Annotated in this window: 11 protein-coding genes; all 11 read right to left on the bottom strand. The window is 49.8% G+C overall.

Going from position 1 to position 14,139, the window contains the following annotated elements; genetic code table 11:
• Positions 1–295: 295 nt before the first annotated feature.
• Positions 296–1,753, bottom strand: coding sequence for an NADH-quinone oxidoreductase subunit NuoN (gene nuoN, locus H8A87_RS09800; protein WP_198689787.1), 1,458 nt, complete (start codon positions 1,751–1,753; stop codon positions 296–298).
• 6 nt (positions 1,754–1,759) lie between these two features.
• Positions 1,760–3,280: an NADH-quinone oxidoreductase subunit M gene (gene nuoM / locus H8A87_RS09795; RefSeq protein ID WP_198689786.1), complete on the bottom strand. Its 1,521-nt coding sequence runs from the start codon at positions 3,278–3,280 to the stop codon at positions 1,760–1,762.
• Positions 3,281–3,299: 19 nt separating this feature from the next.
• Entirely contained in the window at positions 3,300–5,159 is a 1,860-nt protein-coding gene (gene nuoL / locus H8A87_RS09790; RefSeq protein ID WP_198689785.1) for an NADH-quinone oxidoreductase subunit L, read from the bottom strand.
• A complete protein-coding gene (gene nuoK / locus H8A87_RS09785) occupies positions 5,156–5,458 on the bottom strand; it encodes an NADH-quinone oxidoreductase subunit NuoK (RefSeq protein ID WP_198689784.1) in 303 nt (100 codons plus the stop codon). The genes nuoL and nuoK overlap by 4 nt, the downstream gene beginning before the upstream one ends.
• Positions 5,455–5,985 (bottom strand): NADH-quinone oxidoreductase subunit J, encoded by a 531-nt coding sequence (nuoJ, locus tag H8A87_RS09780; RefSeq protein ID WP_198689783.1) that lies wholly within the window; start codon positions 5,983–5,985, stop codon positions 5,455–5,457. Before nuoJ ends, nuoK begins: the two co-directional genes overlap by 4 nt.
• Before the next feature lie 12 nt (positions 5,986–5,997).
• Positions 5,998–6,540 (bottom strand): NADH-quinone oxidoreductase subunit NuoI, encoded by a 543-nt coding sequence (gene nuoI / locus H8A87_RS09775; protein WP_198689782.1) that lies wholly within the window; start codon positions 6,538–6,540, stop codon positions 5,998–6,000.
• 15 nt (positions 6,541–6,555) lie between these two features.
• A complete protein-coding gene (nuoH, locus tag H8A87_RS09770) occupies positions 6,556–7,533 on the bottom strand; it encodes an NADH-quinone oxidoreductase subunit NuoH (protein ID WP_198689781.1) in 978 nt (325 codons plus the stop codon).
• Entirely contained in the window at positions 7,533–10,256 is a 2,724-nt protein-coding gene (gene nuoG, locus H8A87_RS09765; protein ID WP_198689780.1) for an NADH-quinone oxidoreductase subunit NuoG, read from the bottom strand. Before nuoG ends, nuoH begins: the two co-directional genes overlap by 1 nt.
• 100 nt (positions 10,257–10,356) lie before the next feature.
• On the bottom strand, positions 10,357–11,721 hold the full coding sequence (gene nuoF, locus H8A87_RS09760; RefSeq protein ID WP_198689779.1) for an NADH-quinone oxidoreductase subunit NuoF: 1,365 nt from the start codon (positions 11,719–11,721) through the stop codon (positions 10,357–10,359).
• Complete coding sequence (nuoE, locus tag H8A87_RS09755) at positions 11,718–12,263, bottom strand: NADH-quinone oxidoreductase subunit NuoE (RefSeq protein WP_198689778.1); 546 nt, start codon at positions 12,261–12,263, stop codon at positions 11,718–11,720. Before nuoE ends, nuoF begins: the two co-directional genes overlap by 4 nt.
• Before the next feature lie 2 nt (positions 12,264–12,265).
• The gene (gene nuoC / locus H8A87_RS09750; protein ID WP_198689777.1) at positions 12,266–14,065 is read right to left on the bottom strand and encodes an NADH-quinone oxidoreductase subunit C/D; all 1,800 of its coding nucleotides are present in this window, start codon (positions 14,063–14,065) and stop codon (positions 12,266–12,268) included.
• Positions 14,066–14,139 lie beyond the last annotated feature (74 nt).

Raw genomic sequence — 14,139 nt, 5'->3', positions numbered from 1 at the left:
CTAACTATTTAATACATAACCCATTATTTGGCCTGTTTATATTCTCATTTACATATGGATATTTCGCAGGCTATCTGCTCGTCTTCAAGAAAAAGGGATGAGTGCGTTTATCAATACGTGGTGGAATCCATATACTTTTTACGGATTTTGCAGATTCGTCGTTTACTTACCCATCATCTTTCTTTTGTATATTTTGGTTCGCATCATTATTGGAAGATAAACAGAGAATTTCAAAAAAACCCAGCCAACACCAACAATGACTGGGTCTTTAATATAGCTTCTTTAGATTATTGTCTTACAAAACGCTTTTCGCCTGCTGAACAATATCAATCAGCGGTTGTGGCCAAACACCGAGGATCAGCACCAGTAATCCGGTAAGCAATACGACAATCCCGCCAGCGGTGAATGCCCAGTTATTTGGTGTATCACGGTTCAGTGCTTTCGGTGCTGGCAGGTACAAACTCACCATCACTCGCAGGTAGTAGTAAAGGCCGATGGCACTACCCAATACTACCGCGCCGGTCAGCCACCATAGTTTGGCTTCAACACCTGTTGCAATGACGTAGAACTTACCGATGAAACCGAAGGTTAATGGTATCCCCGCCAGTGACAGCATCATGATGGTCATGACGGCGGACAGGATCGGTTTATGCCAGAACAGGCCGCGATATGAGAACAGTGAATCCGCATCTGGCCCTCTGTATGGGCTGGACATCAAGCTGACTATGCCAAATGCCCCGATACTGGCAAGCAAATAACCGACCAGATAGATACCCGCCGTCTCTTCTGCCAGTGTGTGATCTTTGATGGCAATCAATACCACCAGCAAATATCCCAGATGTGCAATGGATGAGTAACCCAGCAGACGTTTGATATTGCTTTGTGTCAACGCCAGCAAGTTACCAAACAGGATAGATGCAATGGCAATAACAGTCAGCACAATGCGCAGGGTTTCACTTTCGGTGACCGGCGCTTCAATGAACAAGCGCATGACCACCGCGAAGATAGCCACTTTACTTGCCGTCGCCAGAAAGGTTGATACCGGTGCTGGTGCGCCTTGATAAACATCCGGTGTCCACAGTTGGAACGGTACAAGGGAGAGTTTGAAGCCCAGTCCCACAAGCATCATGCCCAACCCTGCCAAAACTAGCGGTTCATGCAGTTTGCTGTCACTCAGGCTTTTGCCCAGTGATGCGAAGGACAAATCACCCGATTCTGCATACAGCAGCGCAATACCAAATAGCAGGAACGAGGATGCCGCGGCAGACAGCAGCATATATTTGATACTCGCTTCCAACGAACGCTTCTGGCGATACGCATAACCCACCAAACCAAACAGCGGCAGAGTGATCAGTTCAATACCGATAAACAGCGATGCCATGTGGTTGGCAGAAGAAAGCAGAATTCCCCCAACAGCCGCAATCAGCACTAAAAGATAAAATTCTTCTTTGTTATCGGGATAATTCTCCAGCCACGAGTAAGCAAATGTCGTCGTTGCAAGGCTCGCAATCAGCACAAGAGCCGTATAGAACATTGCAAAACGATCCACATGAATCAGTGGCGTGACATCCATTGGCTCCTGCTGCCCCACAAAATAGAGGGAAAACAGAGCCAGGTTGAGACCAATCACTGTCAGGGTGACATTGGTGAAATGATCGCGTCGCCACGCAATGGACAGCATCACAACCACCACCGTCAATCCGACGATCAATAGCGGCAACAGTGCGATCAATTGTTCAGAAGTTATTGTCATGGCGAATTACGGCCTTGTAGTTAAAAGTGAAGCTGAATACCAATTCTGGATGTTACTCATCGCTGCGGCTGAGGTATCAAGGATTGGTTGCGGGTAGACACCCAAAATCACCAGCAAGACAACCAGCAGCAACAAGATGGAAATTTCACGCACATCCATCGGCGGTAGGGGTTTATCCGTTTTTGGCGTGCCGTAATAAGCCTTCTGCATTAAGTACAGCGCGTAAACAGACGCAAAAACCAAACCAAACACGGATACCGTAGTAATCAGAGTGAATTTGCCGAAGCTGCCGAACAGGATCATGAATTCACCAACAAAGTTACCGGTTCCCGGCATACCCAATGTCGCTACCGCGAAAAACAGGGATATCGCAGGCAAGAGTTGAATTCTTCCCCACAAACCGCCCATTTCACGCATGTCACGGGTATGCAGGCGTTCATATAGCTGACCACACAGGATGAACAGACCCGCGGCTGACAGGCCATGTGCAATCATCTGGATCACCGCTCCCTGATAAGCCAGCTGGCTGCCCGTGTAAATGGCGATAAGAACGAAGCCCATGTGGGAAACACTGGTATAGGCGATCAGGCGTTTGATGTCAGTCTGGCTGAAGGCCATCCATGCACCGTAGAAGATACCAATGACGCCCAGCCACATGGCAATCGGAGCAAACTCCGCAGAGGCTTGTGGAAACAGGGGCAGACCGAAACGCAGCAGACCATATGCCGCGGTTTTCAACAAGATCCCCGCGAGGTCAACCGAACCCGCCGTTGGCGCCTGACTATGGGCATCCGGCAACCAGCCGTGCAGAGGAACAACCGGCATTTTCACGGCAAACGCAATGAAGAAACCCAGCATCAGCAAGTATTGAACGGTATATGACATCGGCGTATTCAACAGTTTTTCATAGTTGAATGACCATTCACCCGTTGCATCATGATGAATGAAGGCCAGTGCCAGAATCGAAATCAGCATCACCAGACCACTGGCTTGGGTATAGATGAAGAATTTCGTTGCCGCCGTAATACGGGTTTTACCTTCCGAACCCCTGTGACCCCAAAGTGCGATCAAGAAGTACATTGGAACCAGCATCACTTCCCAGAAGAAGAAGAACAAGAACAGGTCGATGGCAAGGAAGACCCCCATCACACCGCCGAGTATCCACAACAAGTTCAGGTGGAAGAACCCTTGGTATGGCTGGTTTTCATTCCACGAACAGAGGATTGCCATCAAGCCCAGCAATGCCGTCAGCACCACCATCAGCAAAGATAGACCATCCAGAGCCAGATGAATGCTAATGCCAAAGCGTGGGATCCACGGAAGCAGGAATTCTGATTGCCACTGAGGAATGCCCTGTGGGTTGGTGAGTGTATAACCACCCTGCAACCACAGTTGCAGGGAGAGTAACAGCGTCAGCCCCATCGCCAGAAGCGCTATCCAACGCGGCATACGGGTGCCGAAGCGCTCCGCCTGCCAGCACAGCAGGCCTCCGATGAAGGGCAGAAGAATTAGCCAAGGTAATAGCATGGCGCAATGTGTCCCTTAATTAAACCAAAAGCAGCAGAGCTAAAACCAGCACTGCACCCAACCCCATAGAGGTAGCGTACCAACGGACTTGTCCGTTCTCACTCCAACGAAGCCCTTTATTGCCCCAACGTGACAATATGGCAGGAATGTTCATCAGTGAGTTCAAAGGATCATTTTGCAATAAACTGGTAATGCCTTTGAATGGTTTCACGAGTACCCAATCATACAGCGCATCGAATCCCCACGCATGAAACCACCATGTGGAGAAGAAGCGCCCCAGCGCACTGTTTGCCGTGGCATTGACCACACTGCGTTTGCCAAGATACAGCGCTGCGGCCAGCAAGATACCGACAACGGCAATCACACCAGAAACGATTTCCAGTGTCACTTTACCATCATGCCCTGCATCACTTTCTGGCAGAACACCCGCCAATGGCGGCACAATCAGTGCACCAACAAAGGTGGACAACACCAGCAATACGGACAGTGGCAAGGTATGGGTAATACCCTTAACCGGATGAGCATGGGTATTTTCTTCACCGTGAAACACGATGAAGATCATGCGGAAGGTGTACAGAGATGTCATCAATGCCCCAATCAGCCCCGCGAGCATCAGGTTCATATGACCATTTGCCAGTGCGCCCCACAGAATTTCATCTTTACTGTAGAAGCCAGCGGTCAGCAGTGGCAGCGCCGACAATGCAGAACCACCCACGAGGAAGCAGAGATAAACAAACGGAATACGCTTGCTCAGCCCACCCATTTTGAAGATGTTCTGTTCATGATGGCAGGCCAGAATCACCGAGCCAGAGGCAAGGAACAGCAATGCTTTGAAGAACGCATGAGTCATGAGGTGGAAGATGGCTGCATCCCATGCCTGCACGCCCAACGCCAGAAACATGTAACCAATCTGGCTCATGGTGGAATAGGCCAGCACGCGTTTGATATCGGTCTGTACCAGCGCTGCGAAACCCGCCAGCAGCAAGGTAACAGCACCAATAATACCCACCAAATGCAGAATGTCAGGCGCCATCAAAAACAGGGCATGGCTGCGGGCAATCAGGTAAACACCAGCAGTAACCATCGTCGCCGCGTGGATCAGGGCAGAAACCGGTGTTGGACCTGCCATCGCATCCGCCAACCACGTTTGCAGTGGCAACTGAGCTGATTTACCGACTGCACCACCCAGAATCATCAAGGTTGCCCAAGTAATCGCGGTGGAACCCGCTTCGATATGTTGTGGGGCCAATACCGCCAGTTCGCGGAAACTCAATGTACCGAGCTGGTCATAAAGGATAAACATGCCAATGGCAAGGAACACGTCACCGACACGGGTCACGATGAAGGCTTTCATTGCCGCTGCACCATTGGCAGGGGTTTTGTAGTAGAAACCGATCAGCAGGTAACTGCACAGACCCACGCCTTCCCAACCGAGGTACATCAGCAGCATGTTATCTGCCAGTACCAATACCACCATGCTAGCGATAAACAGGTTGGTATAAGCGAAGAAGCGAGAGTAGCCCTCTTCACCGCGCATGTACCATGAAGCGTAAATGTGGATCAGGAAACCGATGCCAGTCACAACACTCAGCATGGTCAGTGACAACCCGTCCAGTACCAGATTAATGGGGATACTGAAATTATCCACGGCCATCCAGTTCCACAATGTCTGACTGTAGACCTGCCCTCCAGCCCCATTCTGGGAAAGGCTATTTTGGGAAAGAAAGTCTATTCCTGCCCAGAGCGTAACCAATGCTGCCAGCCCAATAGAACCAATCCCAATGGTAGCTGACAGATTTTCAGACCAGCGGCCACGGGAAAATGCCAATAGCAAAAATCCCAGCAATGGAAGCAGAATTGTTAAATAGAGTAAGTTCATCCGCGCATCTCACTGACTGTATCAATATTCAGGTTTTGGCGACGACGGTGCAACTGTAGTAACAGTGCCAAACCGATACTCGCCTCGGCTGCTGCCAACGTGATGGCCAGAATGTACATCACCTGACCATCAGGCTGGAGCCAATAGCTACCGGCAACGACAAACGCCAGCGCTGAAGCATTGATCATGATTTCCAGCCCGATCAGCATGAATAACAGATTGCGGCGGATAATCAGGCAAGTGAAGCCCAATGTAAACAGAATGGCCGCCAGAATAAGACCATGTTGTAACGCTATCATTGTTGGTCCTCCGCACGATTGCTGACTACTTCACCCTGACGATTTTCACGGCCAATGTGGTAAGCCACCACCAGCCCAGCCAGTAGCAGTAAGGATGCCAGTTCGACCGCCAGGACATAAGGGCCAAACAGGCTAATGCCCACTTCTTTGGCACTGACTACTTCGCCACTGATTGCAGCAGGTGGCAGGGTGCTGATGGCGTAAGCCAACACAATCAGCAGCACGATAGACAAGATGGACGGGCCAATCCAAGCCCGGGGCTGCAACCATGCCCGCTCCTGTTCAACGACCGATTTTCCTAGATTCAGCATCATTACGACGAAGACGAACAACACCATGATCGCACCTGCGTAAACGATGATTTCCAGTGCACCAGCAAAATAGGCACCCATTGAAAAAAACACGACAGACAATGCCAGCAAGGAGATAATCAGGTACAACAGTGCATGTACCGGATTGGTATGGGTTATCACCCTGAGTGTAGCGAGGATGGCAACCAGCCCTGCGACATAAAATGTAAATTCCATGAATATCGCTCCTTATGGCAACAGGCTTTTAACGTCGATAGGCTTGGCTTCATTGTCAGCTTCGCCTTTATCCTTGCCGTCAATCGCCATGCCTGTCTTACGGTAAAAGTTATAATCAGGATATTTGCCCGGCCCTGAAATCAGCAGATCTTCTTTTTCGTACACCAGATCCTGACGCCTGAATTCACCCAGTTCGAAATCAGGAGTTAACTGGATAGCGGTAGTCGGGCAAGCTTCTTCACACAGGCCGCAGAAAATGCAACGCGAGAAGTTGACGCGGAAAAATTCAGGATACCAGCGACCATCTTTATGCTCGGCTTTTTGCAGAGAGATACATCCCACTGGGCACACCGCCGCACACAAGTTACAAGCAACACAACGCTCTTCACCGTCAGGATCACGCGTCAGAACGATGCGCCCACGGTAACGGGGTGGCAGATAAACTGGCTCTTCCGGATACATTTTTGTTTCGCGTTTATGGAAGGCATGGAGCCCTATCATCCAAATACTGCGTACCTGGGTGGCGAAACCGACCACTAACTCTTTCAATGTCATGGTTCAATCACCCCTTTATTGAGCGTTGTATAAAATCACTGCGGCAGTCGCCAGCATATTGAGTAATGTTAACGGCAGACAGATTTTCCAGCCAAACGACATCACCTGGTCATAACGTGGGCGCGGCAATGAGGCACGGATCAAAATGAACATCATCATGAAAAAGGCCGTTTTCAGCGCAAACCAGATGAATGGAGGCAAGAGAGGCCCATTCCAGCCACCAAAGAACAGTGTGACGATTAAGGCTGATACCGTCACGATAGCGATATATTCCCCGACAAAGAACAAACCGAACTTCATACCGGAATATTCGACGTGATAACCGTCGGCCAATTCTTGCTCTGCTTCCGGCTGGTCAAAGGGGTGACGGTGACACACCGCCACACCAGCAATGGCGAAGGTCAAGAAGCCGAAGAATTGGGGAATGATATTCCACACATGTTGCTGTGAGTTGACGATATCCACCATATTAAAAGAGCCAGCTTGTGCCACAACTCCCATCATGGACAGACCGAGGAAGACTTCATAACTCAACGTCTGCGCTGATGCACGCATCGCGCCCAGCAGGGAATATTTGTTGTTACTCGCCCAACCAGCAAACAACACGGCATAAACCGCCAGACCTGCCATCATCATGAAAAATAAGATGCCGATGTTCAGGTCTGCCACCATCCACGTTGGGCTTACTGGCACGATAGCAAAAGCCAGAAGCAATGAGCAGAACGCAATGACAGGGGCCAGGGTAAAAATGGCCCGATCAGAGAAGCGTGGTGCCCAGTCTTCTTTAAAGAACATTTTGATCATGTCTGCGACGAGCTGCAATGAACCGCCCCAACCGACACGGTTTGGTCCGTAACGGTTCTGGAACAGCCCAAGGATGCGGCGTTCAAAGAAACTCATGAACGCCCCGCAGACAACCACGACCAGCAGAATGACAGCCGCTTTCAGTACGGCAATCAGAATTTCAATCACGTCGGGAGTAAACCAACTCATTATGCAACCTCCCGTAAATTATTGACTGATTTGCCCGCCAGAACCGGAGGAATACCCGGCATTCCCAGCGGCAGACCAACTTGCCCCTGAGCCAGATTGCCACTCAAGCGCACTGCTAGACGCAGTTGCTGCCCTTCACAATCAAACGCCATTACGGTACCTTCTTTCACATTCAAATGTTCCGCATCTTTATGATTGATCATCACATACGGCTCAGGCATACGCTCTTGTATTACATCAGAACGCTGTGACAGTTCATCACTGCCGAACAAATGGAAATAAGGAGCAACATACCATTGATTTTTTTGCGCAGTGAATGCAGTCGGAATACTGTCAAAGTAGTTCAGCCCACCATCAACCGCTTCAATCAAACGCACCCCTGGATCACCGAAGCGCAGTTTACCACCCACTTCAGCTTGGAATTTGTTCCACGCCTGTGGTGAGTTCCAGCCGGGTGCCCACGCAAATGGAATTTGCTGACGCGGTGCATATGGGCTGTTGTTCCCTTCCATTGAGAAAGCAAATGCGGTGTCAATATCCTGCGGCTGACGCTGCTCATGCACACTGACATCAGCCAGCATGGCAGTACGGCCACTGTAACGATGAGGTGAGCGTGCCAATTTTTGCCCACGAATACGGAATGTGGCATCTGGTGCCGCAGTAACGATGCCTTTGAACTGCGGCATGGCTTTGACACAAGCGGCAATAACGTGGTCAAGTTGCGTCCAGTCAGTCTGGCATTGTGTATAAGTGGTATACAGAGAGTGCATCCAACGCCAGCTTTCCAGCATAACGATAGATTTGTCATAAAATGCGGGTTCGTAGACTTGGAAATAACGCTGTGCGCGGCCTTCCTGATTCACCAACGTACCGTCACTTTCAGCAAAGCTGGACGCTGACAGAATCAAATGTGCCTTGTCCATGATAGCGCTACGCTGATGATCAACAACGATAAGGTTTTTCAGGCTATCCAGTGCACGGTCAATTTTATCCGCCGGTGCATGACGATAGAGATCATTTTCCACCACAATGGCAGTATCTGAATTCCCTTTGGCAATACGCTGTAAAGCCGCATCCAATGGCTGCGCTTCCATCATCGCCAGACCAAGGCTATTGGCATATGCGGCAACATAAGAAAGCCCGACATTCGCACCTTTATCTTTCAGTGCCCACGCAATATTTGCCGCGGCCTGAATCAAGGTATCACTACCTGGATTGCTGCCACTGATAATCAGTGGTTTTTTCGCATCACGCAGAGCCTGTGCGATAATTTCCACTTTCGCTTTCAGTTCATCCGGCAGATCATTGACAGCAGGAGCGATGCTATTCAGAGCATGTGCCACAGCAAAACCAAAGCGTGCTTGATCATCAACTGGTGCGTGGTAACTCCATGCTGAAACATCATCCAGCCGAGTATTATCAACACTGGTCAGGAACAGAGGATATTTGGCCCGCTGACCGATATTCATGACTGCCGCGATCTGCCAATCTGCCACTTTCTGGGCAGCAGCCATTTCACGTGCCTTACCCTTCACTGCCTGACGCACTGATAACGCCATGCGAGCAGCGGTTTGGGTCAGATCTTCCCCTAAAACCAATACAGCATCGTAATCTTCAATTTCACGCAGGGGTGGCGTATAAACTCCGCCTTGCTGGAGAATTTCCAACATCATATCCAGACGGTGCTGTTCTTCCGCTGAAATACCGCTGTAGAAATTTTCCGCACCAACCAATTCACGCAAGGCAAAGTTACTTTCAATGCTGGCACGCGGTGAGCCGATACCAATGGCATTTTTTGCCTGACGCAAGATATCTGCGCCCCCTTGCATGACCTGCTCGGCATTCAGTGAAATCCACTGATCGCCACGCAATTGTTGTGGCTGGCGGGGACGGTCATCACGATTGACATAACCGTAACCGAAGCGCCCTCGGTCACACATAAAGTAATGGTTGACAGTACCGTTGTAACGGTTTTCGATCCGGCGCAATTCACCGGAGCGCTCACCGGGACTGGTGTTACAGCCAATACTGCACTGCTGGCAGATACTTGGCGCAAACTGCATGTCCCATTTACGGTTATAACGTTCTGAATGGGTCTTATCGGTAAATACCCCTGTTGGGCAGATTTCGACAAGGTTACCGGAAAATTCACTTTCCAACGTGCCACTTTCAGGACGACCAAAATAGACGTTGTCATGAGCGCCATAAACGCCAAAATCCGCTCCATCCGCATAATCTTTGTAGTAGCGAACACAACGGTAACAGGCGATACAGCGGTTCATTTCATGAGCAACGAATGGCCCCAGCTCCTGATTTTGGTGAGTACGTTTGGTAAAACGGTATTTACGGAATGAATGCCCCGTCATTACCGTCATATCCTGCAAATGGCAGTTTCCCCCTTCCTCACAAACAGGGCAGTCGTGGGGATGGTTGGTCATCAGCCATTCCACAACACTTGCGCGGAACTGCTTTGCTTCTTCATCATCAATGGAGATATACGAGCCATCTGATGCGGGTGTCATACAGGACATCACCAGACGACCGCGCGTATCTTCCGCGTTCTGATATTGCTTCACCGCACACTGGCGGCAAGCGCCAACGCTTCCCAGCGCTGGATGCCAGCAAAAATAAGGTATATCAAGCCCCAATGAGAGGCAGGCTTGTAACAGGTTATCAGCCCCGTTTACATCATAATCTTTGCCGTCTACATGTATCGTAGCCATAGTCAGCATGCTTCCCAATGGCCTGCCGTGGCAGGCGTTAATCAAAAATTCTGCTTTAGCGAATTATTTGTTTTTGCAAACTATTCTTGCAAAAGCAACCTTACCAACGCTGCTTAAGCAAGTTTGGTTGAATGCCCGCAATCAGGCTGGTATTGCCATAATCGTTGGTGACAATGCCCGCTTCAAACTCTTCACGGAAGTATTTGATAGCGCTCTGCAAAGGCTCTACGGCACCGGGTGCATGGGCACAGAAAGTTTTACCGGGGCCAAGAAAGCGACAGAGTTGTTCCAACGTTTCGATATCACCCGGCTGACCTTTGCCACTCTCAATAGCACGGAGTATTTTGACGCTCCACGGCAAACCATCACGACATGGTGTACACCAACCGCAAGATTCACGAGAGAAAAACTCTTCAAGGTTGCGGGTCAAGGAAACCATATTGATCTCATGATCCACTGCCATCGCCAGTGCGGTTCCCAAACGGCTGCCGGCTTTGGCGATGCTTTCGAAATCCATGGGTAGATCAAGATGATCTTCTGTTAGAAAGTCGGTTCCAGCACCACCCGGTTGCCATGCTTTGAATTTCAGCCCGTCACGCATACCACCCGCGTAATCTTCGAGAATTTCACGAGCCGTCGTACCAAAAGGCAGCTCCCAAAGACCCGGATTTTTGACTCGGCCGGAGAAACCCATCAGTTTAGTGCCAGCATCTTTACTTTTGCCTTCACTCAAACCGATGTACCACTCTTTTCCATGCTCAAGGATGGCAGGAACATTACACAGGGTTTCAACGTTATTTACGCATGTTGGCTTGCCCCATGCCCCAGATGTCGCAGGGAATGGCGGTTTTGAACGAGGATTTGCCCGACGCCCTTCAAGCGAGTTAATCAGTGCGGTTTCTTCACCGCAGATATAACGTCCCGCGCCGGTATGAACAAACAGTTCAAAATCAAAACCACTGCCCAGGATATTCTTGCCAAGTAATCCCGCAGCTTTGGCTTCTTCAATCGCTCTGCGCAAATGAACGGCAGCCTCGACATATTCACCACGTAAGAAGATGTAGCCACGATAAGCTTTCAGCGCAAAGGCACTGATTAACATGCCTTCTACCAGCAGATGAGGCAGTTGTTCCATCAACAGACGGTCTTTGTAGGTCCCCGGCTCCATCTCATCCGCATTACACAGTAAATAACGGATGTTCATGCTTTCGTCTTTTGGCATCAGGCTCCATTTCAAGCCTGTGGAGAAGCCCGCACCACCGCGGCCTTTTAAGCCAGCGTCTTTCACCAGTGCGGTAATTTCATCAGGAGCCATGCCCTTCAGTGCTTTTTCGGCTCCTTTGTAACCATTTTGGCTTCGGTATTCATCCAGCCAGACAGGTTGTTGGTCATCACGCAACCGCCATGTCAGGGGATGAGTTTCCGCTGCGCGGATAATTTCTTTCACTCCTGAATGCGTTGTCATGGATACTGCTCCAGTAATTTTTCAATTTCTTCAGGTTTTACGTAACTGTGGGTGTCCTCATCAATCATCATGGCTGGCCCCTTATCGCAGTTACCTAAACAGCAGGTTGGCAACAGTGTGAAACGCCCATCTGCCGTAGTTTGCCCCGGACAAATGTTCAAGTGCGATTCTATCGCTGCCTGAACACCCTGATAGCCCGTGATGTGACATACAACGCTGTCACAGTAACGAATAATGTGGCGTCCTACTGGCTGACGGTAAATCTGGCTGTAGAACGTCGCCACACCTTCCACATCACTGGCCGGAATACCTAATACCTCACCAATGGCATAAATAGCACCATCCGGCACCCAGCCACGCTGTTTTTGAACAATTTTCAGTGCTTCGATTGACGCAGCACGCGGATCTTCGTAGTGGTGTTTTTCGTGCTCAATGGCATCACGTTCTTCTGCACTCAGGACAAACTTATCCGGTGTCTGAGCGTCCGTTACGTTAACCACATCAAGGCGTGCTTGCTTGTTTGCGTTAAATTCACTTTGCATCGTTAGCGATCCACATCAGACATAACAAAATCGATACTGCCCAGATAGACGATAAGGTCAGAAACCAGACAGCCGCGAATCACCGACGGAATTTGCTGCAAGTGAGCAAAACTTGGTGTTCGGATACGGGTGCGGTAACTCATGGTGCTACCATCACTGGTCAGGTAATAACTATTGATACCCTTAGTCGCTTCGATCATCTGGAATGATTCATTGGCAGGCATGACCGGCCCCCATGACACTTGCAGGAAGTGGTTAATCATGGTTTCGATATGCTGCAAAGTGCGTTCCCGCGGTGGCGGTGTGGTCAGCGGATGATCAGCCTTGAATGGGCCTTCTGGCATATTTCTGAGGCACTGCTCAAGAATGCGCATACTCTGACGAATTTCTTCTACTTTCAGCATCACACGGTCATAGCAATCGCCGTTGTAGCCTGTCGGTACTTCGAAATCGAAATTTTCATAACCGGAATAAGGACGCCATTTACGCACGTCAAAACCAATACCGGTTGCACGCAGACCCGCGCCAGTGACGCCCCAGTCCAGTGCCTGTTTCGCATTGTAGGCAGCCACACCAACAGAACGCCCTTTCAGGACGCTGTTTTTCAGCGCTGCCTTGACATAGGAATTTAAACGTTTCGGTAGCCAGTCCAGCAATTCGCGCAGGAGCTTATCCCAGCCACGTGGCAGGTCATGGGCGACACCACCGATACGGAACCACGCCGGATGCATACGGAACCCGGTAATGGCCTCAACCACATCGTAAACTTTTTGTCGGTCAGTAAAGGCAAAGAAAACGGGGGTCATCGCACCGACATCTTGGATGAATGTACTGATATAAAGCAGATGACTGTTGATGCGGAACAGCTCAGATAACATGACACGGATTGTTTTCACACGATCCGGCACGTCAATACCTGCCAGTTTCTCGACCGCCAGCACATAAGGCATTTCATTAACACAACCACCCAGATATTCGATGCGGTCGGTATAAGGGATATAACTGTGCCATGATTGGCGCTCACCCATTTTTTCAGCACCACGATGGTGGTAGCCAATATCGGGAACGCAATCGACGATTTCTTCGCCATCAAGTTGCAGGATAATGCGGAATGCACCGTGAGCAGAAGGATGATTTGGGCCGAGGTTGAGGAACATGAAATCCTCATTGTCAGTACCACGCTTCATGCCCCACTCTTCTGGTTTGAAAGTCAGCGCTTCCATTTCCAGATCTTCTTTCTGCTTGGTCAATATGAAAGGGTCGAATTCCGTCGCTCGCGCAGAATATTCCTTGCGCAACGGATGGCCTTCCCATGTAGGTGGCATCAAAATACGACGCAAATTCGGATGCCCGTTGAATGTAATACCAAACATTTCCCACGTTTCACGCTCATACCAATTGGCATTCGGGAAAATTGACGTGATAGTGGGGATATTCAGGTCTTGTTCAGCCAGCGCGACTTTCAGCATGATGTCACGGTTACGCTCAATGGAAATCAAGTGATAAAACACTGAAAAATCCGCAGCGGGCAACCCTTGTCGGTGAGAGCGTTGACGCTCATCCACACCATGCAAGTCAAACAGCATGACATAAGGTTTGGGCAACTTTTTCAGGAAAGTCATTACTTCCAGTAACTGTTCCCGCTTGACCCAAACAACTGGCATACCGGTACGGGTAGGCTGGACAGTAAAGGCGTCCGGACCAAATTGACGATTAAGCTCATTCACAACAGGATCATCAAGGTGATCTCGTGTTTCCCAAGCAGCCCGGGCGCTTTCTTGCGCTATCTGATCTGTCATCATTCTTCACCACAACGCTTGATCAGGGTTTTTGTGATCGCAACACATTGCTCTGGTTACGCTATAAATGGCTAAAA

The sequence above is a fragment of the Xenorhabdus lircayensis genome, from assembly GCF_016306625.1.
GTDB classification, from domain to species: Bacteria; Pseudomonadota; Gammaproteobacteria; order Enterobacterales; family Enterobacteriaceae; genus Xenorhabdus; species Xenorhabdus lircayensis.
This window is presented reverse-complemented; position numbering and strand designations above follow the sequence as displayed.

Excerpts from the sequence above, each read along its gene's own strand:
- nuoI (WP_198689782.1), bottom strand. The coding sequence starts at position 6,540 with ATGACATTGAAAGAGTTAGTGGTCGGTTTCGCCACCCAGGTACGCAGT.
- nuoJ (WP_198689783.1), bottom strand. The coding sequence starts at position 5,985 with ATGGAATTTACATTTTATGTCGCAGGGCTGGTTGCCATCCTCGCTACA.
- nuoH (WP_198689781.1), bottom strand. The coding sequence starts at position 7,533 with ATGAGTTGGTTTACTCCCGACGTGATTGAAATTCTGATTGCCGTACTG.
- nuoE (WP_198689778.1), bottom strand. The coding sequence starts at position 12,263 with ATGCAAAGTGAATTTAACGCAAACAAGCAAGCACGCCTTGATGTGGTT.
- nuoC (WP_198689777.1), bottom strand. The coding sequence starts at position 14,065 with ATGATGACAGATCAGATAGCGCAAGAAAGCGCCCGGGCTGCTTGGGAA.
- nuoG (WP_198689780.1), bottom strand. The coding sequence starts at position 10,256 with ATGGCTACGATACATGTAGACGGCAAAGATTATGATGTAAACGGGGCT.
- nuoM (WP_198689786.1), bottom strand. The coding sequence starts at position 3,280 with ATGCTATTACCTTGGCTAATTCTTCTGCCCTTCATCGGAGGCCTGCTG.
- nuoN (WP_198689787.1), bottom strand. The coding sequence starts at position 1,753 with ATGACAATAACTTCTGAACAATTGATCGCACTGTTGCCGCTATTGATC.
- nuoK (WP_198689784.1), bottom strand. The coding sequence starts at position 5,458 with ATGATAGCGTTACAACATGGTCTTATTCTGGCGGCCATTCTGTTTACA.
- nuoL (WP_198689785.1), bottom strand. The coding sequence starts at position 5,159 with ATGAACTTACTCTATTTAACAATTCTGCTTCCATTGCTGGGATTTTTG.
- nuoF (WP_198689779.1), bottom strand. The coding sequence starts at position 11,721 with ATGACAACGCATTCAGGAGTGAAAGAAATTATCCGCGCAGCGGAAACT.